Source organism: Stenotrophomonas maltophilia group sp. SKK55 (genome assembly GCF_057179845.1).
The window spans coordinates 579,923-604,434 of sequence record NZ_JBXUHP010000059.1; the positions used below are offsets into that span (position 1 = coordinate 579,923).

The 24,512-nt window shown below is 66.5% G+C and carries 24 protein-coding genes; 13 read left to right on the forward strand and 11 right to left on the reverse strand.

Translation table 11 applies throughout. The features are described 5' to 3' along the window. Nucleotides 1-67 precede the first annotated feature (67 nt). From AC2A1N_RS20795 to AC2A1N_RS20845, 11 genes are all read left to right on the forward strand, one after another. Nucleotides 68-835 carry a hypothetical protein gene (locus AC2A1N_RS20795; protein WP_242892646.1) on the forward strand — a complete coding sequence of 256 codons (768 nt, stop codon included), beginning with the start codon at nucleotides 68-70 and terminating at the stop codon, nucleotides 833-835. An 81-nt stretch (nucleotides 836-916) separates the two neighbouring features. Further along, nucleotides 917-1,867 carry an acyl-CoA desaturase gene (locus AC2A1N_RS20800; RefSeq protein WP_154350759.1) on the forward strand — a complete coding sequence of 317 codons (951 nt, stop codon included), beginning with the start codon at nucleotides 917-919 and terminating at the stop codon, nucleotides 1,865-1,867. Nucleotide 1,868: 1 nt separating this feature from the next. Further along, nucleotides 1,869-3,146: an NAD(P)/FAD-dependent oxidoreductase gene (locus tag AC2A1N_RS20805; protein WP_242892642.1), complete on the forward strand. Its 1,278-nt coding sequence runs from the start codon at nucleotides 1,869-1,871 to the stop codon at nucleotides 3,144-3,146. Beyond that, nucleotides 3,143-3,910 (forward strand): DUF1365 domain-containing protein, encoded by a 768-nt coding sequence (locus tag AC2A1N_RS20810; RefSeq protein ID WP_061478666.1) that lies wholly within the window; start codon nucleotides 3,143-3,145, stop codon nucleotides 3,908-3,910. Before AC2A1N_RS20805 ends, AC2A1N_RS20810 begins: the two co-directional genes overlap by 4 nt. Continuing rightward, nucleotides 3,907-5,166 carry an SAM-dependent methyltransferase gene (locus AC2A1N_RS20815; RefSeq protein WP_242892628.1) on the forward strand — a complete coding sequence of 420 codons (1,260 nt, stop codon included), beginning with the start codon at nucleotides 3,907-3,909 and terminating at the stop codon, nucleotides 5,164-5,166. The genes AC2A1N_RS20810 and AC2A1N_RS20815 overlap by 4 nt, the downstream gene beginning before the upstream one ends. 1 nt (nucleotide 5,167) lies before the next feature. Beyond that, the gene (locus AC2A1N_RS20820; protein ID WP_180867940.1) at nucleotides 5,168-5,713 is read left to right on the forward strand and encodes a DUF2878 domain-containing protein; all 546 of its coding nucleotides are present in this window, start codon (nucleotides 5,168-5,170) and stop codon (nucleotides 5,711-5,713) included. Further along, the gene (locus tag AC2A1N_RS20825) at nucleotides 5,710-6,495 is read left to right on the forward strand and encodes a DUF1295 domain-containing protein (RefSeq protein ID WP_088497490.1); all 786 of its coding nucleotides are present in this window, start codon (nucleotides 5,710-5,712) and stop codon (nucleotides 6,493-6,495) included. Before AC2A1N_RS20820 ends, AC2A1N_RS20825 begins: the two co-directional genes overlap by 4 nt. Then, a complete protein-coding gene (locus AC2A1N_RS20830; RefSeq protein ID WP_242892626.1) occupies nucleotides 6,492-7,565 on the forward strand; it encodes an SAM-dependent methyltransferase in 1,074 nt (357 codons plus the stop codon). Before AC2A1N_RS20825 ends, AC2A1N_RS20830 begins: the two co-directional genes overlap by 4 nt. An 8-nt stretch (nucleotides 7,566-7,573) precedes the next feature. Next, nucleotides 7,574-8,107 carry a lipocalin family protein gene (locus AC2A1N_RS20835; protein ID WP_134968283.1) on the forward strand — a complete coding sequence of 178 codons (534 nt, stop codon included), beginning with the start codon at nucleotides 7,574-7,576 and terminating at the stop codon, nucleotides 8,105-8,107. Nucleotides 8,108-8,420: 313 nt separating this feature from the next. Further along, entirely contained in the window at nucleotides 8,421-9,047 is a 627-nt protein-coding gene (locus AC2A1N_RS20840; protein ID WP_242892624.1) for a response regulator transcription factor, read from the forward strand. Further along, on the forward strand, nucleotides 9,044-11,413 hold the full coding sequence (locus tag AC2A1N_RS20845; RefSeq protein WP_484373369.1) for an ATP-binding protein: 2,370 nt from the start codon (nucleotides 9,044-9,046) through the stop codon (nucleotides 11,411-11,413). Before AC2A1N_RS20840 ends, AC2A1N_RS20845 begins: the two co-directional genes overlap by 4 nt. Here AC2A1N_RS20845 and AC2A1N_RS20850 read toward each other — a convergent pair. The 9 genes from AC2A1N_RS20850 to AC2A1N_RS20890 form a co-directional block, all read right to left on the reverse strand. After that, nucleotides 11,370-12,125 (reverse strand): SapC family protein, encoded by a 756-nt coding sequence (locus AC2A1N_RS20850; RefSeq protein ID WP_242892583.1) that lies wholly within the window; start codon nucleotides 12,123-12,125, stop codon nucleotides 11,370-11,372. The genes AC2A1N_RS20845 and AC2A1N_RS20850 overlap by 44 nt on opposite strands. Before the next feature lie 110 nt (nucleotides 12,126-12,235). Continuing rightward, nucleotides 12,236-12,508 carry a hypothetical protein gene (locus AC2A1N_RS20855; RefSeq protein WP_005409616.1) on the reverse strand — a complete coding sequence of 91 codons (273 nt, stop codon included), beginning with the start codon at nucleotides 12,506-12,508 and terminating at the stop codon, nucleotides 12,236-12,238. 251 nt (nucleotides 12,509-12,759) lie between these two features. After that, nucleotides 12,760-14,796, reverse strand: a complete 2,037-nt coding sequence (gene fusA, locus AC2A1N_RS20860; RefSeq protein WP_154350753.1) for an elongation factor G — start codon at nucleotides 14,794-14,796, stop codon at nucleotides 12,760-12,762. A 415-nt stretch (nucleotides 14,797-15,211) separates the two neighbouring features. After that, a complete protein-coding gene (locus tag AC2A1N_RS20865) occupies nucleotides 15,212-15,961 on the reverse strand; it encodes a hypothetical protein (protein ID WP_242892580.1) in 750 nt (249 codons plus the stop codon). Nucleotides 15,962-16,025: 64 nt separating this feature from the next. Continuing rightward, the gene (locus tag AC2A1N_RS20870) at nucleotides 16,026-16,787 is read right to left on the reverse strand and encodes a heme ABC transporter ATP-binding protein (RefSeq protein ID WP_061478677.1); all 762 of its coding nucleotides are present in this window, start codon (nucleotides 16,785-16,787) and stop codon (nucleotides 16,026-16,028) included. Beyond that, nucleotides 16,784-17,827: a FecCD family ABC transporter permease gene (locus AC2A1N_RS20875; RefSeq protein WP_154350752.1), complete on the reverse strand. Its 1,044-nt coding sequence runs from the start codon at nucleotides 17,825-17,827 to the stop codon at nucleotides 16,784-16,786. Before AC2A1N_RS20875 ends, AC2A1N_RS20870 begins: the two co-directional genes overlap by 4 nt. Then, nucleotides 17,824-18,870 carry a heme/hemin ABC transporter substrate-binding protein gene (locus AC2A1N_RS20880; RefSeq protein WP_242892577.1) on the reverse strand — a complete coding sequence of 349 codons (1,047 nt, stop codon included), beginning with the start codon at nucleotides 18,868-18,870 and terminating at the stop codon, nucleotides 17,824-17,826. Before AC2A1N_RS20880 ends, AC2A1N_RS20875 begins: the two co-directional genes overlap by 4 nt. Nucleotides 18,871-18,921: 51 nt before the next feature. After that, the gene (locus AC2A1N_RS20885) at nucleotides 18,922-20,298 is read right to left on the reverse strand and encodes a YncE family protein (RefSeq protein WP_134970209.1); all 1,377 of its coding nucleotides are present in this window, start codon (nucleotides 20,296-20,298) and stop codon (nucleotides 18,922-18,924) included. A 122-nt stretch (nucleotides 20,299-20,420) separates the two neighbouring features. After that, entirely contained in the window at nucleotides 20,421-21,449 is a 1,029-nt protein-coding gene (locus AC2A1N_RS20890; RefSeq protein ID WP_242892569.1) for an alpha/beta hydrolase, read from the reverse strand. 280 nt (nucleotides 21,450-21,729) lie between these two features. On the opposite strand from AC2A1N_RS20890, the gene AC2A1N_RS20895 reads away from it, so the two are divergent. Next, a complete protein-coding gene (locus AC2A1N_RS20895; RefSeq protein WP_242892564.1) occupies nucleotides 21,730-22,104 on the forward strand; it encodes a hypothetical protein in 375 nt (124 codons plus the stop codon). 73 nt (nucleotides 22,105-22,177) lie between these two features. Here the strand turns inward: AC2A1N_RS20895 and AC2A1N_RS20900 are convergent, their stop codons facing one another. Beyond that, nucleotides 22,178-22,567: a DUF805 domain-containing protein gene (locus AC2A1N_RS20900; RefSeq protein ID WP_010485830.1), complete on the reverse strand. Its 390-nt coding sequence runs from the start codon at nucleotides 22,565-22,567 to the stop codon at nucleotides 22,178-22,180. A gap of 261 nt (nucleotides 22,568-22,828) precedes the next feature. Between AC2A1N_RS20900 and AC2A1N_RS20905 the strand changes: the two genes are divergently transcribed. Next, nucleotides 22,829-23,113, forward strand: coding sequence for a hypothetical protein (locus tag AC2A1N_RS20905; protein WP_134968258.1), 285 nt, complete (start codon nucleotides 22,829-22,831; stop codon nucleotides 23,111-23,113). 22 nt (nucleotides 23,114-23,135) lie between these two features. Here AC2A1N_RS20905 and AC2A1N_RS20910 read toward each other — a convergent pair whose 3' ends face one another. After that, a complete protein-coding gene (locus AC2A1N_RS20910) occupies nucleotides 23,136-24,413 on the reverse strand; it encodes a replication-associated recombination protein A (protein WP_227836677.1) in 1,278 nt (425 codons plus the stop codon). Between the last annotated feature and the right edge of the window lie 99 nt (nucleotides 24,414-24,512).

The window sequence follows — 24,512 nt, forward strand, 5'->3', positions numbered from 1 at the left end:
GCAGGCACTGTGCATCCAAGCATCCGCGCCCGCCGTATGACCTGAGCCCCCCTACCGGATGAACACCATGCGCACTGCCTGGCTGCTGCTGTGCCTGCCCCATGCCGCGCTGGCGGCGCCCTGGCTGCGCAACGAGGGCGTGGCCACCTCGGCGCAGGGCGACCTTCTCTATCGTGAAGTGCACTGGCGGCGCGGCCCATCGGAGGGTGCCGAGCGCTGGGTGCTCTATCAGTGCCCGGATGGCCGCCCCTTCGCCCGCAAGCATCTACCGGCCAGCACCCGCCCGCAGGCCCGGGGTTATTCGCTGCAGGACAGCCGTAGCGGGCAAACCGCTGAAGTCGACGCGAGTGGCGAGTCGGTGTCGATCGCCTGGAAAGAAGATGCCGCCAGCGAGCTGCGTCAGCGTCGGCTTGAGCTGGCACCGGATGCGGTGATCGACACGGGCTTCGACGCCGCGGTGCGCCAGCATTGGCCAGCGCTGCTGCGAGGTGAACGCATCAGCCTGCCCTTCCTGGTGCCGGGGCGGCAGCGCTTCTTCCCGGTGCAGGTGCGGCGTACCGGCCCTGTTCGCTGGCAGGGCATCGACGCCCAGGCCATCGAGGTCAGTCTGGACACGTGGTACGGCGGCATCGCGCCGCGCCTGTCGCTGGTCTATGCCAGCGCCGACCGCCGCCTGCTGGAATTCCGCGGAACCAGCAACCTGCGCGATACCCGCGGCACCTACCCACAGGTCACGGTGCGCTTCAGTTCGCCGGTGGCCGAGCGGCCCGCCAGCGAATGGCAACAGGCCTGGGCGCAACCGCTGGTCGAACGCTGCAGCGTGATGCCCAAGTGAAGCCGGAATTTTCCACAGTCGGCCGCATCCATTGCGCGCACTGCTGCGTAGAGGAAGACACGACACCCGCCGAGATCCGCCATGTCCTCTGTAGCGCCCCTCCCCCGCCGACGCTGGCGCCTGCTGCGCACCCTGAAGCGCTGGGTCGACACCGGCAGCGCTGCAGACCACGCCACTGGCGAGCCCGGACGCATCGACTGGCTGCGCGCCGTACCGTTCGCGTTGATGCACCTGGCCTGCATCGCGGTGATCTGGGTAGGCATCTCGTGGACGGCAGTGATCGTCGCCGCAGCCCTCTACGCAGTGCGCATGTTTGCGATCACCGCCTTTTACCACCGCTACTTCTCGCACCGGACGTTCCAGGCATCGCGAACGGTGCAATTCGTGTTCGCGGTGATCGGCGCATCCAGCGTGCAACGTGGGCCGCTGTGGTGGGCGGCCCACCATCGCCATCACCATCGGCATGCCGACCAACCGCTGGACCCGCACTCGCCGCGCGAAGGCGGCTTCTGGCGCAGCCACATGGGCTGGTTCCTCACCCGCGAGGCATTCGCCACGGATCTATCGCGCGTGCCTGACCTGGCGCGCTTCCCCGAGCTGCGCTGGCTGGACCGCTTTGATACGGCGGTGCCGGTACTGCTGGCCGCCGCGCTGTACGCACTCGGCGCCGGCCTGGAGCGCTGGGCGCCCGGACTGCACACCTCTGGCCCGCAGTTGCTGGTGTGGGGCTTCTTCATTTCCACCGTGGTGCTGTTCCACGCCACCGTCACCATCAACTCGCTGGCCCATCGTTTTGGCCGGCGGCGCTTCGAGACCCGTGACGACAGCCGCAACAACCTCTGGCTGGCGCTGCTTACCTTCGGTGAAGGCTGGCACAACAACCACCATTTCTTCCCTGGGACCGTCCGCCAAGGGTTCCGCTGGTGGGAGATCGACCTGACCTGGTACGGGCTGCGCGCAATGGCGGCCATGGGCCTGGTGAGGGGGCTCAAGCCCATCCCCGAGTGGGTACTGGCCAAGGCGAGGTACTGACATGCGCATCGCGATCATCGGCTCCGGCATTGCCGGCCTGGCCAGTGCCTGGTGGCTGGACGGCGAACACGAAGTGACGCTGTTCGAGGCCAACGATTACCTGGGCGGACATACCCACACCCAAGACGTGCAGGTGGACGGCACGCGCATGGCGGTGGATACCGGTTTCATCGTCTTCAATCCCCTGCACTACCCACTGCTGACGGCACTGTTCGAAGAACTGGGTGTGGCCTCGCAGCCGACCACCATGAGCTTCTCCATGCACAGCGAGCGAAGTGGCGTCGAGTACAACGCCACTTCGCTGGATGGCCTGTTCTGCCAACGTCGCAATCTGGTTTCGCCACGTTTCTGGGGAATGCTGGCCGACCTGCGCCGGTTCTACCGGGATGCGCCGCTGCTGCTGGCGGAAGACGAAGGCCCGACACTGGGCCAGTACCTGCGCAGCCAGCGCTACGGCACCGCTTTCATCGACGAGCACCTGCTGCCGATGGCTTCGGCACTGTGGTCGTCACCGACCGCCACGGTCATGCAGTTCCCGGCCCGCTACCTGGCCCAGTTCATGGCCAACCACCAGATGCTGCAGATGACCGGGCGCGCCCCCTGGCGGGTGGTCAGCGGTGGCTCGGCACGCTATGTCGATGCCCTTCGCGCCCGCTGGCGGGTGCGTGAGCGGCTGGAATGCCCGGTTCACTCGGTCGAACGCATGCCGTGGGGCGCGCGCGTGCACAGCGCGGCCGGCGTGGAGGGGTTCGACGAGGTCATCCTGGCGTGCCACAGCGACCAGGCGCTTGCCCTGCTGCGTGACGCCGATCAGGTCGAACGCGAAGTACTCGGCGCCATCCGCTACCAGCCCAACGAAGCAGTACTGCATACCGATGCATCGTTGCTGCCGCGCAACCGCAAAGCATGGGCTGCATGGAATGCACACGTTCCCAGGGATCCAGGCGCGCCCTGTACGGTCAGCTATTGCATGAACCTCCTGCAGGGCCTGCCCGGTGACACCCCGCTGGTCGTGACCCTCAACCGCAGCGAGGCGATCGATCCGGCCAAGGTGCTACGCAGGCTGCACTATGCCCACCCGGTGCACGATCATGCCGCTATCCGCGCCCAGCAGCGCTGGGCAGAGCTGCAGGGCCGCCGCCACACCTGGTTCGCCGGCGCATACTGGGGCTGGGGCTTCCACGAAGACGGCATCCGCAGCGCCCGCCGCGTGGTGGACGCGATGCGCGAGTGCACCGCGCACCTTGACAGCGTTGCGCCCGGCGAGGTGGCAGCGTGAGTGCCAGCGCACTCTACTTCGGGCAGGTGATGCACCGACGGCATCATCCGCAGCCCCACGCGTTCCGCTATCCGATCGCGCAGCTGCTGCTCGATCTGGACGAGCTGGAGACCGTGTTCGCCGGGCGCTGGCTGTGGTCGGTCAATCGCCGCAACCTGGCCGAGTTCCGCCGCAGCGATTACTTCGGCAATCCCGCACAACCGCTGGCCGATGCGGTGCGCGATCATGCTGCGGCTACCCTGGGCTATCGGCCTGCCGGCCCGGTACGCCTGCTCACCCATCTTCGCTTCGGCGGGCACGTATTCAACCCGGTCAGCTTCTACTACTGCTACCAGTCCGATGGCAGCACCCTGGACTGCATCGTCGCCGAGATCACCAATACGCCCTGGAAGGAACGGCACGCCTATGTGCTGCCAGCCGCCACGGCCACCCACGAAGGCGCCTCGCTGCGCTGGCGGTTCGACAAGCGCTTCCATGTCTCGCCGTTCATGCCGATGGATTGCCACTACGACTGGCGGTTCAACCGCCCGGATGATGATCTGCGCGTGCACATGCAGGTCTGGCGCCAAGGCGTTCGCCAGTTTGATGCCACCCAGGCCATGCAGCGACACGCCCTGGACGGCCGCGGGCTGGCCCGGGTCCTGGCCTGCTATCCCTTGATGACCCTGCAGGTGATGGCCGCCATCCACTGGCACGCGCTGCGGCTGTGGCTGAAACGCAACCCCGTGCATGACCACCCTGCCCTTGCCGAGAAACCGCGATGAACTCGATGACTCCCCTGGTCGCCCTGCCACGTCCCGGCGCCTTGGATGCCTTCCTGCGCCGCCGCCTGCTGCAACAGCTTGCCCCCATGCGCGACGGCCGCCTGTGCGTGCGTGATGCACTCGGCGAAGTCTGGCTGGGCGATGCCCATGGCGAGCTGCATGTGACCGTCACCATCGATGACCCGGCGTTCTACCGCAAGGTTGCAGCGCAAGGCAGCGTGGGCGCAGGTGAAAGCTACATACAGGGGGAATGGCACTGCGATGACCTGGTGGCGCTGATCCGGCTGCTGGTACGCAATCGCGACCTGCTCGACGGCATGGAGCGCGGCCCGGCCCGCGTGGGTGGCTGGCTGCTGCGCGGCTGGAACCGCCTGCGCCGCAACAGCCGTGAAGGCAGCCGCCGCAACATTGCCGCGCACTACGACCTTGGCAACGACTTCTTTGCCCTGTTCCTGTCGCCGGACCTGATGTATTCCTCAGCCCTGTTCGACACAGAAGACGAGTCGCTGGAATCCGCCTCCCGGCGCAAGCTGGACCGCATCTGCCAGCAGCTCCAGCTCAAGCCGGGCGATCGCGTGGTGGAGATCGGCACCGGCTGGGGTGGTTTTGCGCTGCACGCCGCGCAGCACTACGGCTGCCACGTCACCACCACCACCATCTCCGCCGAGCAGCACGCGCTGGCTGCCCAGCGCGTGCAGGCAGCTGGCCTGCAGGACCAGGTCACGCTGCTGATGCAGGACTACCGCGACCTGCAGGGCCAGTTCGACAAGCTGGTGTCGATCGAGATGATCGAAGCCATCGGCGCGGAATACCTGGATACCTACATGGCCACGCTGCAGCGCCTGCTCAAGCCTGATGGCGTTGCCCTGCTGCAGGCCATCACCATCGAGGACCATCGCTACGAGCAGGCCCGGCGCAGCGTCGACTACATCAAGCGCTATGTGTTCCCCGGCAGCTTCATTCCGTCGATCAACGCGATCATGGCCGCCAAAACGCGCTCCAGCGACCTGCAGCTGATCGCCCAGCAGGACTTCGGTCACTCCTACGCGCTGACCCTGCGCGCCTGGCGCCAGCGCTTCCTCGCCCGGTTGCCCGACGTGCAGGCGCAGGGCTTCGATACGCGCTTCAGCCGCCTGTGGGAGTTCTACCTGGCCTACTGCGAGGGCGGCTTCCTGGAGCGCTCGATCGGGGTCTCCCATCTGCTGATGGCGCGCCCGGGGCATCGCCCGGGCGCCTCATCGGGCCAAGGCAGCTGAGATGCGCAGGTTCTGGCCCAATCTGCTTGGCAACCAGCTGGTCTGGCTGTGCGCCGTAGCCGGCGCCGGGCGCGGCTGGCAGTGGCCGGCGTTGCTGGCAGCCTCTCTCTACATCGGCAGCCAGCTGCTGACGTCGCCGCAACCACGGCTGGACCTTCGGTTGATGGTGTTGGCACTGGCCTGCGCATGGCTGGTCGATGCCAGCGCCGCCGCCAGCGGCACCGTGCGCTACGCCGCCGCCCCGCTGGGCTGGGTGCCGCCCCCCTGGATCATGGCGCTGTGGGCCGCGTTCGCGATGACGCTGACCACCTCAATGCGCTTCCTGCTGCGCCACCCGGCCTTGCCGGCTCTGTTCGGCCTGCTGTTGGCACCGCTGGCCTATCTCTCCGCAGCGCGCGGTTTCGATGCGGTCCGTTTCGCCACACCCACGTGGCAGGGCCTGCTGGTGTTGGGTGCGGGCTGGAGCATCGCGCTTTCGCTGCTGTGCGTCACCGCTCGTCGCGGCTCTCGCACCACCCCGCCCTCCCTGGCCGGAGCATCGTCATGATCAATCTGCTGTGGGTACTGCTGTATGCCGTGCTGGTGATGAGCTGGGGCTGGGCCTGGCAGCGCCGCCACCAGAACATCGGCGTTGTCGACGTGCTCTGGGCCAAGTGCGTGGGTGCCTCGGCCCTGCTGCTGGCGCTGCTCGGCGATGGCGCGATGTTGCCTCGGGTTGCGTTGGGCCTGCTCGGCGGCCTGTGGGGCGGCCGGTTGGCGCTGCACCTGTGGCGCCGGGTCCGTAGTGAACCCGAAGACGGGCGCTACCGTTATCTGCGCGAACACTGGCAGAGCCACCAGGGCAAGATCTTTGGCTTCTTCATGGCGCAGGCGCTGCTGGTCGTGCTGTTCGCTCTGCCCTTCGTTGCGGTGGCAGCCAATTCCCATGCCGGCCTGACACCGTGGACAGTCGCCGCAGCACTGGCCTGGCTGTTGAGCGTCGGCGGCGAGAGCCTGGCCGATCGCCAGCTCGCACGTTTCCGCGCCGACCCGGCGAACAAGGGCCGCACTTGCCGCGAGGGGCTCTGGCGTTATTCACGCCACCCCAACTACTTCTTCGAGTGGCTGCACTGGTTCACCTATGTGCTGCTCGCCGTCGGTTCCCCCCTGTGGTGGCTGGCGTGGGCCGGGCCGCTGCTGATGTATCTGTTCCTGCGCTATCTCAGCGGCATCCCCTTCACCGAGAAGCAGGCGTTGCGCAGCCGCGGCGACGACTACCGTGCCTACCAGCGCAGCACGCCGATGTTCTTTCCCTGGTTCCCCCGTTCTTCCAAGGAGCATTCCGCATGAGCGCGATCCCGTCACTGAATCCGGCTGAAGATGCGGAAACCGGGCTGATCGCCTGGGCCGAACGCGGGCTGGTTCCCGATGCGGCGCTGCGTGCCGGCATCCGGCGCCTGTGCGCGCAACGCCTGCACGAGGAATCGGCGGGAGGTATCGAGGCACAGTCCGCACGCTTCAGCCGTCGCATCGCAGAACTGACCGACAGTCCGCTCGCATTGCATACCGACGCGGCCAACCGCCAGCACTACGAAGTTCCCGCGGCGTTCTTCCAGGCCTGCCTGGGCAAGCGGCTGAAGTACAGCAGCTGCTACTACCCTACCGGGCGCGAAACGCTGGACCAGGCTGAGGAAGCGATGCTGGAACTGTATGGCCAGCGCGCCGGACTTGCCGACGGCCAGCAGATTCTCGAACTGGGCTGTGGCTGGGGTTCGCTGACCCTGTGGATGGCCGAACGCTATCGGCAGGCCAACATCACTGCGGTGTCCAACTCGCACAGCCAACGCCAGCACATCATGGCGCAGTGCCAGGCCAGGGGCCTGCACAACGTCGAGGTACTGACCTGCGACGTCAACCAGCTTGAGCTGCCCACGGCACGCTTCGATCGCTGTGTCTCGGTGGAAATGTTCGAACATGTGCGCAATTACCAGCGACTGCTGGCGCACATCGCGCAGTGGCTGAAGCCCGACGGCGCGCTGTTCGTGCACATCTTCGCCCATCGCACGCTGATGTACCCGTTCGAGACCGAGGGCGGCGACAACTGGATGGGCCGTCATTTCTTCACCGGTGGACTGATGCCGGCCGCCGACACGCTGCTGCATTTCCAGCACGACCTGCGACTCGATCAGCGCTGGCTGCTGGACGGCACCCACTACCAGCGCACCGCCGACCATTGGCTGGCCAACCAGGATGCGGCCCGCGAGGCGGTGATGCCGGTACTGGTCGCAACCTACGGCCAGGCGGCGGCGAAGATATGGTGGCAGCGCTGGCGCATGTTCTGGATGGCCTGCGCCGAGCTGTTCGGCTACGACGATGGCCAGCAGTGGCTGGTTGCCCACTATCTGTTCCGTCCCCGTTGAGGTGTGACATGCGCATGCGCTCCCTGCTTCCCCTGCTGGCCTTGAGCCTGTTCGGTTCCGGCTGCAGCTCCAGCGATACCCGTCCCCTGCCCCGCCCGCCCTCGGTGGACGTGCCGCGCTTCATGGGCGACTGGTATGTGATCGCCCACATACCCTCATGGCCGGAGCGCGAGGCCTTCGACGCGGTGGAGAGCTATGCGCTGCAGCCGGACGGGCGCATACAGACGACCTTCACCTATCGCAAGGGCAGTTTCGACGCCCCGCAGAAGTCCATGCACCCGGTTGGACGGGTCGAGAAGAACGGCAATGGCGCGATCTGGGGCATGCAGTTCATCTGGCCGATCCAGGCCGAGTACGTGATTGCCTGGCTGGACGACGACTATGGCCAGACCATCGTCGCACGCAGCAAGCGCGACTATGTCTGGTACATGGCACGTACCCCGCACGTATCGGACAGCGACTACCAGCACGCCGTGCAGCGCATCGCGGCCATGGGCTACGACACCGGCAGGCTCAGGCGCGTGCCGCAGTCGGTGCGATAGATTGCGCTACCGCCCACTACTCGGCTCGCGGGTGACCGGGCACGCCGGCGTGACGCGTCACATTGATGTCCTGCCAAAGGGTGCCGGCAGCCCTGCAACCCAGGCCAGCTGTACCCAGCGAGAGCGCGCCAGGGCACTGGGTCCCTGCGGCTTTCAACCCGACGATATGTCCCGCCCATGGATCAGCACTTATCGATGGAGCTCATCCATCGATCTTTAGGAATAGTCGTAAAAACGCAACAAATTCGATGTTCGACGCGACAGCGGCGCCAGAATGGTGGCCACGCCCATGGGCGCTGATCACCTCCCGCGCATGAATGGATTTCCTGCACCGCGCCGGCTTCGCCTGGCGCTCCTGGACGACCATGAAGTCGTCCGTCGCGGCACCGCCCTGCACCTGTCAGGCGATCTCCGGTTCGACATCGTCGCCAGCCATGGTTGCAGCGACGCGCTGATCAACAGTCTGCACCGCATGCCCGTGGATGTAGCCATCATCGATCTCACGCTCGCCCGTGGCGACCTGGGCGGCATCGAGCTGGTTTCGTTGCTGTGCCGCGAATTCCCGCGCACGTCAATGCTGGCCTTCGCCACGCTCTGCCCCACCACGAATCTCAACAGCCTGATCGATGCCGGACTCAGTGGGTTCGTCAGCAAGGCCGAACCCCTTGCGGCATTGTCCGACGCCATCGTGCGCGTCTTCCAGGGCCTGATCCGGATTCCGCCGGACGTCAGGCTGGCCGGCGATCGTGGCGAGCTCAGCCGCAACGAGCGGGAGGTACTGGAGCTGCTGCTGGAAGGCCTGACCGTATCGGAGATCGCGCTGCGCCGGCACCGCAGCATCAAGACCGTCAGCACACAGAAGGTCGCGGTGCTGCGCAAGCTGGGATTGCGCAGCGATGTGGAGATCTATGCGCTGCGTGAACGGCTGGAGTCGCCGTGAGGCGCCATGCGCCATTGCGTCCGTGCCTGCTGATCCGGGGGTTGCTGGTACTGCTTCTCCTTCCCGCCGCGTCGGCGGAAGATATCCGGTCAGCACGCTGGCTGCCGGGCAGCAGCGTGCGGGTCTCCACCGCTCCGTCCCTACGCCCCGTGCCCGCGGCGATAGCCGATCCGTCATCACCGCCGACGCTCGCCCATGGCTACGCCAACCTGGTGGCGCGTCACGCCCAACTCAGCTTCCTGGAACACCCCTATCCGACGACCGCCGCATCAATCCTCGCTGTATGTCATCACGAGGTCGACCTGGTCATGGTGTTTGGCGGCGCGAGACACCAGAAGCTGCCCTGCCCCGACCTCGCCGCGTCCAGCCGCTTCCGGGGTGGCGCCACCCTGCTGGCAGGGCGCGCCGGCGAATGGCTGCCACGGGAGATACGCGAGCTCGACGGCCGGGTGGTGGCCGTCGTTGAAGGCGGGCCCTACGCCGGCTGGCTGCGCGCGCATCATCCTCAGATCCGGCTGCAGCACCTGCCTGATCGGTACGCAGCATTGACGGCAGTTCAATCCGGCCTGGCCGACGTGGCGATTGGCCTGGAATCCACGCTGCGCCCGCTGGTTCGACGCCATTTCAACGGCAGCCTGCGCCTGCAGCCATTCGACAGCGACTTCTCCACCGACCTCTACTTGCTCGTCCGCCAGGAAGACCAGCAGCTGCTTGAACGCATCGGACAGGCGTTGCGGGAGATCACGCTGGAGGAGCATGCGAGCCTGCTCCACCTGTGGGCAGGCCAGACCCTGCCAGCGGCGGCGGGAAACGCACTGGACTGGATGCAGGCCTCGCCCCCGCGCGGCTGGCTGCTGCTGCCCCCTCTGCTGGTCGCCCTGTTGCTGTGGCCCATGACCCGTCACCTGCGGGTACGCGGCGATCGCCGCAGCGCGCAGGCCATCGGGATGATCAGTCACGAGATGCGCAATTCGGCACAGGCCGTACTGGCCTCGATCGAGCTGCTTGGACAATCGACACTGCCGAAAGGCGAGCGCGATCTGCTCGCCGCTGCCAGCAGCGCCGGCCAATCCCTGCGCGGCCTGTTGAATCGCGCACTGGACTTTTCGCGCCTCGCCAGCGGCGCTTTCAGGCCGCATGCACAAGCCTGTGATGCGACCCAGCTTTGCCGGCAGGCACTGGAGGCCATTCGGCCACAGGCGCAACAGAAAGGCCTGCAACTGCATCTTGATGCCCCGACCGAACCTTCGCCGATCATTCGGGTGGACATTGATGCGCTACGCCAGATTGCCAGCAATCTGCTGGCCAATGCGGTGAAGTTCAGTGATATCGGCGGCATCGAACTGCGCCTGCGGCTGCTTCCAGCAGCGCGGCCGCAAGAGCTGCTGCTGGAGGTGATCGACAGCGGGATCGGGATCGCGCCAGCACAGGTAGCCGAACTGTTCCAGCCTTTCCGTCAAGGCAGCGGTGGGCATCAGCGTGGCGGTAGTGGCCTCGGGCTTTCCATTGCGCGCGAGCTGGCACGTGCGATGGGGGGCGATCTGACCGTGCACAGCGTCCTCGGTCGCGGCAGCCGCTTCATCCTGCGCCTGCCGGTATGCGCTGCTGACTCTGCCGAGAGTGTCCGGGACATGCCCGTGGAGGGCACGCCACTGGCCGAGCTGCAACTGCTGCTGGTGGAGGACCACGCACTCAATCGCCACGTCATTGCCGAACAGTTGCGGCGCTGGGGCGCCGAGGTATGTGCCCTGGAAGACGCGGCCAGCGCGCTGGCCGAACAGATACGCCACCCCCGCCCAGCCGCACTGATCGACATTGGGCTGCGTGGCATCGATGGCTACGCATTGGCACGCGAACTGCGCGCCCGTAGCGGGCATCCGGTCCGCCTGATCGCCTTGTCTGCCCGCAGCGGGCGACGTCACCACGCACGTAGCCGCCGCTCGGGTTTCGACGCGGTGCTGGCCAAGCCGCTGCGCGCCGCCGAGCTGCTCGCTGCGCTGGGCATTCCGGAGCCGCAGAGCCTGGACGCGCTTGAGCAGGCGACTGAAATGGACGCGGCCTACAGCGCCGACATCTGCGATGAACTCGGCAGGATCGAGCGGATTGTCGATCATGCAGACGCATCGGCGCTCGGTCATCACGCGCACCGATTGCAGGGCGCGCTACAGATGCTGGGTCAATGCGAGCACGCCGCCATCGCGGCCGAGCTGGTCGATCTGGCGCAGGACGCCACGCCAGACTGGACCGACGCACGTCGCCTGCTGGGCGTACTGCAGGCCGGACAGGGCGCCCGCGTCGCGGGAACCCTGCCCACCCCCTTGATCACGCGGCCAGGCGCTCGACCTGGCGACGGGTCAGGTCATTGAAGCGACCCAGCGACATCAGGTGCTGATGGATCAGCGCCAACCAGCCGCTGCGGTGCCACTCGACCACGGTCGCTTCCGGCAGCGCCACGAACTTCTCCACGTCCACCACCAGGAAGCCGTTGAGATTGAACTCGCGGCCATCCGGGGTACGCACGGTGGCGTTGCGCTCAACCAGCAGGCCGTTGTCGATCAGGGCCTTGGAGAAGGCCTGGGTCTGTTCATGCTCGCGGGTGTACTGGCCGCAGAACTCCAGCGCCTGCTGCACCATGTCGGTGGCCTTGCCATCAACGAACAGCGGCTGGCCTTCTTCGCCACCCTTGACCACGCGCGGGCTCTCCTCGTCGATGCCCAGCAGGAAATCATTCTCCGCACCGGTGTCGATGAAGATGAAGGGGTGGCGGCGCAGGTAGGCGGGAATATAGGCCTCGTCTTCCCACAGGCCATCCTTGATGAACAGGTTCTGGTCGGACACGCCCACGGCAGCCATCGGAACCGCGCTCGGGCCGGCAAACAGGATCGGGAAGTGGTGCAGGGCCAGCGAGAACTCGCCCAGCACCAGCGGAATGGCATTGTTGCCGGCGGCGAACTCGAGCTTGCCCGGCAGGATGCGCAGATCGGCATGCACATCGGCCTGCAGCGGCACCGGGCGGGTATAGAACAGGGGGGCGCCGCTCGGCGCCGCTTCGGTGGTGGTGTCGCTGGTGGTGGTCATGTTGGGAACCGTTCAATCATGCGCGCCTGCCATCCCGGGCGCGCCAGCGGGAACAACCTGAATCCCGCATTATCAACAAGCTCGATGACAACGGCCACCCCACCGGCGAACTATTTCAGCTGCAGGGGGTAGCGCTGCCAGAGTACGTGGACCAGGAAACCGGCCAGCTCGGTGTCGCGGGCACTGACCGCCGCACGGATCTTGTCCAGCAGCACCATGTCACTGCAGGAACGCACGTCGGCATGGTTGGCCTGCCCTGCCCTGCGCGCACGATAGCGCGCCGCCCGCTGCGCATCGCTCATCGCGTACCCGAACTTGGGCGGACGACCGCGCTTGCGCGGCAGGGTCAGCTCCAGGGTTCCGGGGTCTTTGTCATCACGCATGAGAGGGGTGCGGGCGGCGGCGAGCAACGGGGGGTGCGCAATTTATCGTGAGGCATCACTTTAATCCAGCTTTTTCTACAGATTTGGTGCGATGCAGCGCCAATGTTGCCGTGTCGGTGCGGATCCATCCACGCATGGCGTGGATCTACTGCAGAGCTCGCGACCCGGTCACCCGGTAGATCCACGCCATGCGCGGATACGGAAACCCGGACAAAAAAATGGGAGCCCGCGAACGGGCCCCCTTGCCTTCTTCATGCCGCGCGTACTGGCTCATAGCCGTGCAGGTGCGCCTCACTGCTGGCCCGCCCCTGGCTGAGCGAACGCAGCGAGGTGGTGTACCCCACCAGCTGCGCCAGTGGCGCGAAACCACTGACCTCGGCACGACCGTCCTGGTCCTCGATGCGGGCGATGCGGCCATGGCGCCGGTTGAGGTCGCCGACCACATCACCCACCGACGCCGACGGCGAATGCACCGTCACCGCCATCACCGGCTCCAGCAGCTGCGTTCCACCCTCGGCCAGCGCCGCCTTGATCGCCTCGGCGCCTGCGCGATGGAACGCCATCTCCGAAGAGTCCTTGGCATGGGTCTGGCCATCGACAAGACTGACCTCGATGCCGACCACCGGATGACCCTGCGGACCTTCCGACAGCGCGGCACGCACGCCCTTCTCCACCGCCGCGATGAAGCTGCGCGGCACCACGCCACCGACGATGCGGTCGTTGAACACGACAAGGTCGTCGTCGCGCGGCGCCACATCCAGCACCACGTGCGCAAACTGGCCCTGGCCACCGGTCTGCTTGACCAGCCGCCCGACGACACCGGTCATCGGGCGCATCGGCGTCTCCTGGTAGGCCACGCGTGGCGCACCTACGGCCACCTCGACCTTCCATTCGCTGCGCAGGCGCTCGACCATCACTTCCAAGTGCAGCTCGCCCATGCCCCAGACCAGGGTTTCACCCGTTTCCCGGTCCGTTTCCACACGGAACGAGGGGTCTTCCTGGGCCAGGCTGGCCAGCCCCTGCGCCATCCGGATCAGGTCCGCCGCACGCGCCGGCTCCAACCGCCAGGCCAGCACCGGCGCCTGAGCCTGGATGTTCTCCAGGCGCAGCGGCTGCGCACGGCTGCTCAGCGTCTCGCCACTGACCGCATCCTTCCAGCCCAGTACCGCGACGATGTCACCGGCCACGGCCTGCTCGATGTCATGGGTCTGGTCGGCCTGCACCCGCACCAGGCGACTGACACGCCGCCCTTGCGGATGCTGCGAACTGGCCACCGCGTCGCCCACCTTCAAGGTGCCCGAGTACAGCCGCACGAAGCTCAACGCGCCGTGCTGCTGGTGGGTGATCTTGAACAGCAGGCCTGCCAGTGGACCGTCCGGATCCGGCGGCAGCATCACCTCGCCCTCATCGCTTTCGGCGCTGACAGCAGGGCGATCCAGCGGCGACGGCAGGTAATCGACCACGGCATCCAGCAGCGTCTCGATGCCCTTGTCCTTGAACGCAGCACCGGCCAGCACAGGCACGCCTGCACCTGCCAGCGTCGCCCGGCGGATTGCCGCGCGCAGCGCCCCGGCATCGATCACGCGACCTTCCAGCCAGGCATCGGCCAGTTCTTCGTCATGATCGGCCACAGCTTCGACCAGCGCATCGCGCTGGGCCTGCCATTGGGCCCGCGCCGCTTCGTCCCACGGGGTCACCGTGGTTGCGCCGTCCTCCTGCCACTGCAGCACGCGCTCATCGACCAGATCGACCCAGCCATTGAAGCCGCTTTCGCTGCCCAACGGCACGCCCAGCGCCCACGGCCGCGCGCGCAGCTTGTCCTGCAGCTGCACCAGCACGCGTTCAAACGAAGCGCCTACGCGGTCCATCTTGTTGACGAAAGCGATCAGCGGCACGTGATGGCGACGCGCCTGGCGCCACACCGTCTCGGACTGCGGCTGCACGCCATCCACGGCCGAGAACACCGCCACGGCGCCGTCGAGTACCCGCAGGGATCGCTCGACTTCGATGGCGAAGTCGATGTGGCCGGGGGTGTCGATCAGGGTCAGCCGATGCGGCGGCAGATCACGCGGTGCCCACTGCGCCTGCACGGCGGCCGCGCCAATGGTGATGCCACGTTCGCGCTCGATCGCCGAGAAGTCGGTGGTCGCATTGCCGTCGTGCACTTCGCCGACGCGATGGATCTCGCCGCTTTTCCACAGCAGGCGTTCGGTCAGCGTGGTCTTGCCGGCGTCGATGTGGGCAATGATGCCAAGGTTGCGACGGCGGGAAAGGACTTGGGTGTTCATGAGATAGGTTCCTGCAAAGCCAACTACGGGGGCCGCGCACCCCGGTTGGCGACAGGGTGCGCGGCTAGCGTTCGGTCTCGGCGATCTGGTGCATGGCACGTTCTCCTTGCGGTACGTCGGGTTAGGGAAATGAAACTGCAGAAACGAAAAGAGCGCCCCGAAGGGCGCTCTGTGGATGATCCAGCGATAGCCGCTTCAGCGGCCCTGTGGAGCTCCAGGCAGACACGCCCGTTCCGCACTTGCGCGGGTCAGGGTGAAAAACTTCAGGAGCGGCATCCGGTTCATGGGGCGCATTCTAGACCTGCCAATCTGGCGCGCAAGTGAATATTGCGCACATAAATGGAACGATGAGGCCGACAACGATCGGGGTCAGATCCCTTTGCCCCTAGCAAAGGGATCTGACCCCTGGCAGCCCTCACTTGCAGCCGTGCAGCTTGCGCGCCTCGGCCACTGTTGCAGGCTGGTCATCCCCCATCGACATCCAGCCCTTCAACGAAATCGCCGGGTCCACGTGCGGCAGCCGTGGGCCACCATGAATCACGACCTCGATCCAGCTCCCCACCGGCGCCAGCTCGGACAGGCGTGCCGCCTGATCATCCTCGGTGCTGAATGTGTCGTCCGGGCCCGCCGGCGGCGTGGTATTCACGGTTTCCGTCTTACGGGTTCGGACCCGAAGAGCACCATCCGGCAGCCGCTGACTGATCACGTCGTAGCGCTCGATACCGTATGCCCAGCTGTTCTCGCCAACACTGCGGGTCTCGCTACCGTCATCCGCCACGGTCACCACCTCGCCTGCCGGCCCGGCAACGCCCGCGACAGCCCCCAAGCCGGACATCAGTGCCTGATAGACGATCATCTGCCGCTGCTCGGTAGTCAGCGCTCCGGCCTTGAGCTTGGCGGCAGGAATCTGCAGATACGCCGCTTCACTGCACAGCACCAGCACCTGCTGGTCGTCCCAGCTCACCGACATTTCCTCGTTGGCAAAGTACTGCGTCTTCATCGACGTCACTGCGGCACCGTCGCCACTGGAATGCCGGGTTTCGATCAGCGAGGCATTCTCGGCCGCGTTGGTCAGCGAAACCTGGGAGGTCGACGCTGCATGGGCTGCGTAAACGGAAGCAATCATCGCGGCAAGCAGCACGCTGCGGGTAACGGTGCGGAACATGGCATCAGTCCATTGAAGAAAACGAAGCCGCCATGATACCCGGAGCAACCGGGCGGACTTTCGCTCAGGCCACCACCACCAGCGGCACCCCGCGCCGCGGATGCTCCAGCACCACCACGTCCTGCTGGTAGACGCGCCGCAGGTTGTCTTCGGTCAGCACCTGCAACGGCGTGCCATCGGCCGCGACCCTGCCCTGCTCCAGCAGCACGATGCGGTCGGCATAGCCCGCGGCCAGATTGAGGTCGTGCAGCACCACGATCACGCACGCACCGGCTTCGGCACAGGCACGCACGCTGCGCAGCGTGCGCTCCTGATGGCGCAGGTCCAGCGCAGCAGTGGGCTCATCCAGCAGCAGCAATGGGGTGTCCTGTGCCAGCACGCGCGCGAACGTGGTCCGGGCGGACTCGCCACCGGAGAGCTGCTGAACCTCGCGCAGGCGCAGCGCCTGCAGTTCGGCGGCATCGATGGCCGCTTCCACCCGGGCATCGTCCGTGATCGGGTCCGGCGGGTGCGGCAACCGGCCCATCGCCACCACCTCCTCCACGCTGAAGGCGAAACGCACGCCGTGCTCCTGCGGCATTACCGCGCGCTCGCGCGCCAGCGGCCCCGCCTTGTAGCTGGCCAGCGGCCTGCCCAGCAGGCTCACCTCGCCCGCATCGGCGCGCAGGTCGCCGGCCGCGACCGCCAACAGCGTGGACTTGCCCGCACCGTTCGGGCCCACCAGTGCGGTCACCGTACCTGGTTCGAACGCCAGCGAAATGCCGTGCAGGATCTCGCGTTGCTGGCGGCGCACCACCACATCGTGCAGCTTCAGCAGCACACTCATGGCACCGCCTTGCGGCGCTGCTGCAGCACCAGCCAGAGGAAGAACGGCGCACCCAGCGCGGCCGAGAACAGGCCCAGCGGAATCTCCGCGGGCGGATCCAGCGTGCGCGCGGCCGTATCCGCCACCACGATCAGCAGTGCACCAAGCAGGCCGGACAACGGCAGCAACCAGCGATGGCCGGGACCCACCAGCAGGCGCGCCACGTGCGGCACCACCAGGCCGACGAAGCTGATCGAGCCCGCAAACGCCACCGCCGCCCCGACCAGCAGCGCGCTGAACGCCACCAGTCGACGCCGCGTGCGGGTCACATCCAGCCCCAGATGCTGGGCCTGGCGCTCGCCCAGCGCCAGCATATCCAGCGGCGTTGCCAACCGTTGCAGCGCCAGCACACCGATGGCAAACAGCGGTACCACGGCGGCCACGTCGGCCCAGTTGGCACGTGCCAGCGAGCCCATCTGCCAGAACACCAGCGACTGCAGCTCACTTTCGCTTGCGATATAGGTGAGAAAACCGATCAGCGCCGAACAGAAGGCCGCCATCGCGATACCGACCAGCAGCAGCGTCGCATTGCCACTGCCCTTGCCAGGCCGCGCCAACGCATACGTCAGGCCGATCGCCAGCGCACCGCCGACGAACGCGGCCACCGGCACCAGCCAGCCCGCCGCACCGGCGGCGCCCAGCACGATGGCGGCCACCGCACCCAGTGCAGCACCCTGGCTGACACCGACGATGCCGGGGTCGGCCAGCGGGTTACCGAACAGGCCCTGCAGGCTGGCACCGGCCATCGCCAGCGACGCACCGACCATCGCGCCCAACAGGGCACGCGGTATGCGCAGCTGCCAGACCACCGCCAGATCGCGGCTGCTGACCGCCTGCGGATCGAGCAGGCCCAGCTTCACCGCCAATGCCTGCATCACCTCCAGCGGCGGCAGCCGCAGCGGGCCCACAGCGAACGAGGCCAGCACCGCACCCAGCAGTGCCAGCAACGCCACCAGCAACATTGTCCGCCCGCGACGGCGGCGCCGATCCGCCGGACTCATGCCTTGGGCAACGCCGCCAGGGCCTTGGCCAGCGCCAGTGCGCCAGCACCGGAACCGACACTGGTGTACTTCAGCTGCACATCCGGCATCACCCAGACCCGATTGGCCTGCCCAGCCGGGGTCTGCTTCAGCGTCGGGTACGCCTTCCACAGGCCTTCGGCACCGCCGAACAGCTGCAGGTCATGCTCGGTCACCAGGATCACTTCCGGTGCCGCCGCGACCACGCCCTCATTGCTCAGCTGCGAGTAGTTCTTCACCCCGGCCTCGGTACCGAGGTTGATGCCGCCCGCCAGGGCGATCAACTGCGCCGACGCGCTGTCGGCACCTGCAACAGTGGGCGAGCCGCCAGCGCCGGTTGCCGAGACGTGGATCAATCGTGGCGCATGGCCCAGGCCCTTGCCAATCGCTGCAGCCTCGTCGAGCTGACGCTGCACCTGCGTGGCCAGTGTTTGCCCCGCTTCGGCCAGCCCTAGTGCGGCGGCGACCTTGCGCACCTTGTCCGGCGCCGGCTGCAGGTCATCGATGACCACCGCCGGCTCGCCCACCTCGCGCAGCTTTTTCGCCAGCTCGGTGTGGCGGCGCAGGCTGTTGCCGAGGAACAGCGAGCCCTGCAGGCTCAGCACGCCCTCCACGCCCGTGGTGCGGTTGAACAGGAACTGGTGCGGCGCGGCCAGGCCGGCCTGCGTGGTGGTGTTGGTCGGTGCCGCGTACACCTGCTGGCCCAGGCCCAGTGCCTCGATCACTGCGATGACGTCGTCGCCCCCGGCGATGATGCGGCTGGTGTCGGCAACCTCGACGTCTGCACCATCGTCGGAATGCACCTGGGCCGGCAGCACGGCCTTCTGGCCGTGCACGGAGGGCAGTTCGGCACCGGCCACGCGCTGCCAGCCTGCCGGCAACGCGGTGTCCGCAGCGGCGGTTGCGGCGGGCGGCTCGGCGGCCTTGTGGCCATCCGACGGCGTTGACGAGCCACTGCAGGCAGACAGCGCCAGCGAAACAGCCAACGGAAGCGCACACAGGCGCAGACGGGACGCGATGTTCATGCTCGTTCTCCTTGCTGGCAGGGCGACGTGCAGGCCGCCCTGCCCTGTGACTTACTGCTTCGGGGTGATGCGGGTGATGCGGTCACCCTTCGGATCTTCGGCGCCACGCGACTTGTTCACCGCAAACACGTTGCCCTTGCCATCGGCACGCACATGGTTGGGAAGGGTGCCGCCATCGAGGTTGGCAACCACCTTGCCGTCGCCGTTCACCACGGTGACCGTACCGGCGCCGCGATTGCTGACATAGGCCAGGCCGGAGGCATCATCGAAGGCGACGTTCAGCGCGCCGGCACCGACCGGCACGTCATGCAGCACCTTGCCGGAAGCCACATCGACGATCAGCAGGTTGTCGGTGCCCTGCGAGGCCACGTACAGGCGGTTGCGTGCTGCGTCGAAGGCCACGCCCGAGGCGCTGATCGAATTGCCCAGGTCGATGACCTTGTCGACCTTGCCGCTGGCCACATCGATCACCGCCGCCTCCGGCGTGCCGATGCTGACGGTGAACAGCTTGCCACCCTTCTCGTCCAGCACCAGGCTCATCGGCGTGAACTTGCCATCATCCACGCCGGACTCCAGCGTCACCGGCGGCAGCTCCTTGAACGTCTTCGCATCGAACACCGACAGGTGGTCCTCACCCGTGGCCGAAGCGAACACCTTGCCGTGGGTGCCATCGACCACCACGTCGCGCGCATGCGGCACGGTGTCGACAGGGAACTGGTGGACCAGCGAGAGGTCCTTCTGGCGATAGACCGCAATCGAATTCTGGCGGGTATTGGTCACCCAGACATTGCCATTGATGTCATCCACGCCCACACCGTAGACCGCATAGACCGCGCCGTTGGTGCTGCCCGGCACCTGCGCCGGGGTGATCGCCCTGGTCACCTTCAGCGACTTCGGGTCCAGCTTCAGCAACTGCGACTGGGTCACCGGCGGACGGCCCACCGCCGAGGTCACGAACACCGCATTGCTGGCGGCGCTGTAAGCGGACTGGTACAGGCCCGGCACCAGCTTGTTGGACTGGGTGGCGAACTGCGCCTGGCCGGACAGCGGCAGCTGCGGCGACACGCGCAGCTTCAGCACGGTGGCCGCAGCCGGCTGGCTGGCGCGCACCACCACCGGGTGGGTGCCCGGCACCGCATCGGCCGGAATGCTCAGCTGGGTCTTGAAGTTGCCATCGGCATCGACCTCCAGCGGCTGCGTGTTGAGCACGCTGTCGCCACGCAGCAGGCTGACCTTCTGGCCCGGCACGAAGCCACGACCAACTACGTCGGCAGTGCTGCCGGGCACCACGTTCTCACCGCGCGAGACAACCTCACCCTTGAAGGTGGCGTTGGCCGGCTGGTCGAACACCGGCTGCGCGGTGGCGGTCACCGCCAGCAGCAGACCGGCGGCGAGAGAGGTAAGGCGGAAAGACGGACGGAACGACATGGCAGGCTCCTTGCACACGTAGGCCGCGCCGCGTGGCGCGGGATTCATCGGTTGCCTGGGCCGCTGCACGCCGGCAGCCTCGCCTGGGTAGTGGGGTCGCACGGCATGGCGTGCGAAGGCATTCATTCGGCGGCACTGTCCCCGCCACTGGGCGCGCCGTCGCCGGCGCTGCGGTCGGACACGCCATACAGTTCATGCAGCGCAGCGTGGAACGATGCCGGCAGCATCGGGCCGTGGCCGAGGCCATCGAACTCGCGGTACTGCACGCTCAGGCCCGGCACCCTGCCCAGCCGCTCGGACAACTGCATCGCCGCATCCGGCGTGGCACCGCCAATGCGGCGCAGGTGCGCGACTACACGTGGATTGCTCAGGTCGCGCTTGCCACGATCACCAACACGCTCGGCACCGCCCAGCATCAACCAGAGCTTTGCCGGCTGGCCATGCACGTTCTGCACGAACTGCTGTTCCGGATCACCCAGCGCCGCGCCCTGGCTCCACCACAGCGAGGGACTGGCCGCCAGATAGGACTGGAAGGCGGCGGGACGGGTGTACAGCGCATTGAGCACGAACAACCCACCCAGCGAGTGGCCCCACAGCGCCTGCTGCTGCGTATCGATGCGTGCGCGACGCTCGACCTCCGGCTTGATGCGGCGCTCGATCACATCCAGGAAAGCCGCAGCGCCGCCGCCGACGGCCTGGGTCGTGCCGCTCTCGTCGTCGGCACGGTCGATCCACGCGGTGTAGTCGCGGGTACGCGCCTTGGAATCGATGCGCAGGTCGTTGTCGTAGCCGATCAGCACCAGCACCGGCGGCGCCTTGCGCGCGGCCAGCTCGGCCAGCAGCGGCTGGTCCAGCACCATGGCCACGGCATTGCCATCCAGCGCGTACAGCACCGGGGATGGGGTCTTGCCGGCCCTGGCTGGAATCGCCAGGTTCACCCGCCAACGGCGCTGCTGGTCCGGGCTGTCCACCACGAAACGTTCAAAGCGATAGCTGGCCGCCGGCTCGTCCAGCACGGTGTGGCCGATCTTCTGCAGCGGATTGCGCTGCTGCGCATTGGCGTACGGAGTGGCCAGGAGCAGACCCATCATCAAGGCAACCATGCCGCGGGCCAGTGGACCACGGCGCAAAGGCGGGACGAAATGCTTCATCAGCGGCGGCAGGAGCGGCCGATGGCCGCCGGTTCACAGGGGACCGCAGTCTACCTTAAACGCGAATGATTATCACATCGATCAAACGTCACACTGTGTATCACGCGCGCGCATGCCCGGCTTGCGCAAGGGGCAGCACTTCCCCTATTTTGCGGCCCATCGGGGCATTGGATCGCCCCGCTTCCAGCGCAGCCATGGATGGCGGGTACTTGCCGCCATCCGGGTCGCGTTCATCTGCACACAAACACCATGGGATTGGATCCCATGATTGTGAGAACCCTTGAAGCACAACGCACTGATCGCCCTTACCCTCGGCCTGCTCGCCCCGCTCGCCGCCCACGCCGCACAGGACCTGCCAACGCTCTACCAGGCCTTTGAAGAAGCCGGCAATTCGTCACTGGGTATGGACCAACTCAACCAGACGGTGACATTCACTGCCGTTGCACTGGGCGTTTCCAGCAACCTGGCGGGCGAGCCGCTGATCGAGGCCGGCGACGACCAGGGCAATGTCCTGGCCCGACTGACCACGGACGATGAACAGCAGGCCGCCAAGCTGGGCGCACTGGAAGAAGGCGCAACCTTCACCGCCAGCTGCACGCTGCAGTTCAGCTCGGGCACCGATTACCTGTCCTTCGGCGATTGCACCATCAAGTAAAGATGAAGCCGGCAAGATGCCGGCTTCTTTTCTTTGCCTCTGTAGCGTCGAGCCATGCTCGACTCACGCAACGTCACGGCCCCGAAGGCACCGGACCATAAACGTTCTCCTGCGGCGTGCCCGGCAGCAGCGAGAAGATCATGATCACGATCCCGCCGCCTGGCACCAACGCCAACAGGAACAGCCAGCCCGACTGGTTGCAGTCATGCAGGCGGCGTACGGTCACCGCGATCAGCGGCACGATCGTGACCAGCCACATCACACATAGCAGTACCACCATGCCGATCAGGATGCCGGCCAGCGCATCGGCACTGTTGCGCAGCAGGATCGCCAGCACGCCGGCCAGCAGCATCACTGCCGTTGCGACCAGGAACAGGAACAGCTGGTACATCCAGTACTCGCGACGGTTGGCACGGCCCTCGAACTGGGCGTAACGCTTCAACGGCAGAATCATTTCCTGCACGGCATCAATCCTTGAAAAAGTAGCCGCGCAGTGTGCCAAATGAAGGCGCGCAGGACAATGTGGCGACGAACCATGCTCGAATGCCTTACCGGGGGCCTCTTCAAGCGACCCATTTGTTCCTCACGGGGCATTTGCGTCAACGCCATTTGACCAGCTCAGCAACATCACTACGCTAGGCAAATGAAGAGCATCTTTATCGCGTTACTCCTGACGTCCACACCGCCCTCAGCAGAACCCGGACACATAGAGCCCGGCTACATAATGGGCAGCCTCAAGGCAAACCCGTCTCCGATGCCTGCCGCGCTCAAAGCAATGGATGCGAAATGGGAAATGGACTACAAAACGCTGCGCCGTTTCCTGTTAAAGGCTGGATGGGTCGCGACGCCACGCGAGTATTCTCACCCTACCGTCTACGGATTTCCCGAGGTCAATTGTGGCCAAGGTTGGCAGGCGGTCTGCTCGTCCGGCTTTCACAAAGGCAAGCAGGAAGTCTTTCTCTGGCTTCATCCAACAGACACCAACCTGATCCTAATCGGCGCAGATTGACGTATCCGCCACATGCACGGGCTCAGCGACCCTTAGCGGCCCTTGCCGCCTCACGCTCGGCGCGCAGCCGATCCAGCTTTTCCTTCAACTTGATTTCCAGCCCGCGCGGCACCGGGTTGTAGTACACCCGTTCGCCCATCGCATCCGGGAAGCCGGTCTGGTCCAGCGCGATGCCACCTTCAGCATCATGGTCGTACTGGTATTCGGCGCCATAGCCCAGCTCCTTCATCAGCTTGGTTGGCGCATTGCGCAAGTGCAGGGGCACCTCTTCGGTACCGCTCTGGCGCACGTCGGCCTTGGCCTGGTTGAACGCGGCGTAGCCCGCGTTCGACTTGGCGGTGCTGGCCAGGTACAGCACCAGCTGGGCGAACGCGAGCTCGCCTTCCGGGCTACCGAGCCGCTCGTAGATGTCCCAGGCTTCCAGCGCCATGCTCTGCGCGCGCGGATCGGCCAGGCCGATGTCCTCGATGGCCATGCGGGTCAGCCGGCGCGCGAGATAGGACGGATCGCAACCGCCGTCCAGCATGCGGGTCAGCCAGTACAGCGCAGCATCGGGGTTGGAGCTGCGCACGGACTTGTGCAGCGCCGAAATCTGGTCGTAGAACTGCTCGCCGCCCTTGTCGAAGCGACGGGTACGGTCGGCCAGCACCTGGGTCAGGGTCTGCGGGGTGATGCGACCGCCCTCCCCGCCCGCCAGCTCGGCGGCGATTTCAAGAAGGGTCAGTGCGCGGCGCACGTCACCATCAGCGGCAGTGGCGATTTCCAGCAGCAGCTCGGGCGCAACCTCGATGCCCTCCTCGCCAAGGCCGCGTTCGCGGTCGCCCAGCGCACGTTCCAGCGCTTCGACGATATCGGTTGGTGATACCGCTTCCAGCACGTGCACGCGGCAACGCGACAGCAGCGCCGAGTTCAGCTCGAACGACGGATTCTCGGTGGTGGCACCGACGAACAGGATCGTGCCGCGCTCGATGTGCGGCAGGAACGCATCCTGCTGCGCCTTGTTGAAGCGGTGCACCTCGTCCACGAACAGCACGGTGCGCCGGCCCTCGGCGAAGCGCTGTGCGGCCTCTGCCAGCACCTGACGCACTTCCGGCAGCCCGGACAGCACGGCGGAGATGGCACGGAACTCGGCATCGGAGTACTCGGCCAGCAGCAGTGACAGCGTGGTCTTGCCGCAGCCCGGTGGCCCCCACAGGATCATCGAGTGCACACGTCCGGATTCGACTGCACGGCGCAATGCGCTGTCCGGCGCCAGCAGGCGCTTCTGCCCGACCATTTCGTCGAGGGTGCGCGGGCGCATGCGCTCGGCCAGCGGGCGCAGGTGCTCCCGATCAACGCTCAGCAGATCGGGGCCGGGGAAGGAAGTTGAACGATGTCTTGCCACCCGCACATTGTACCG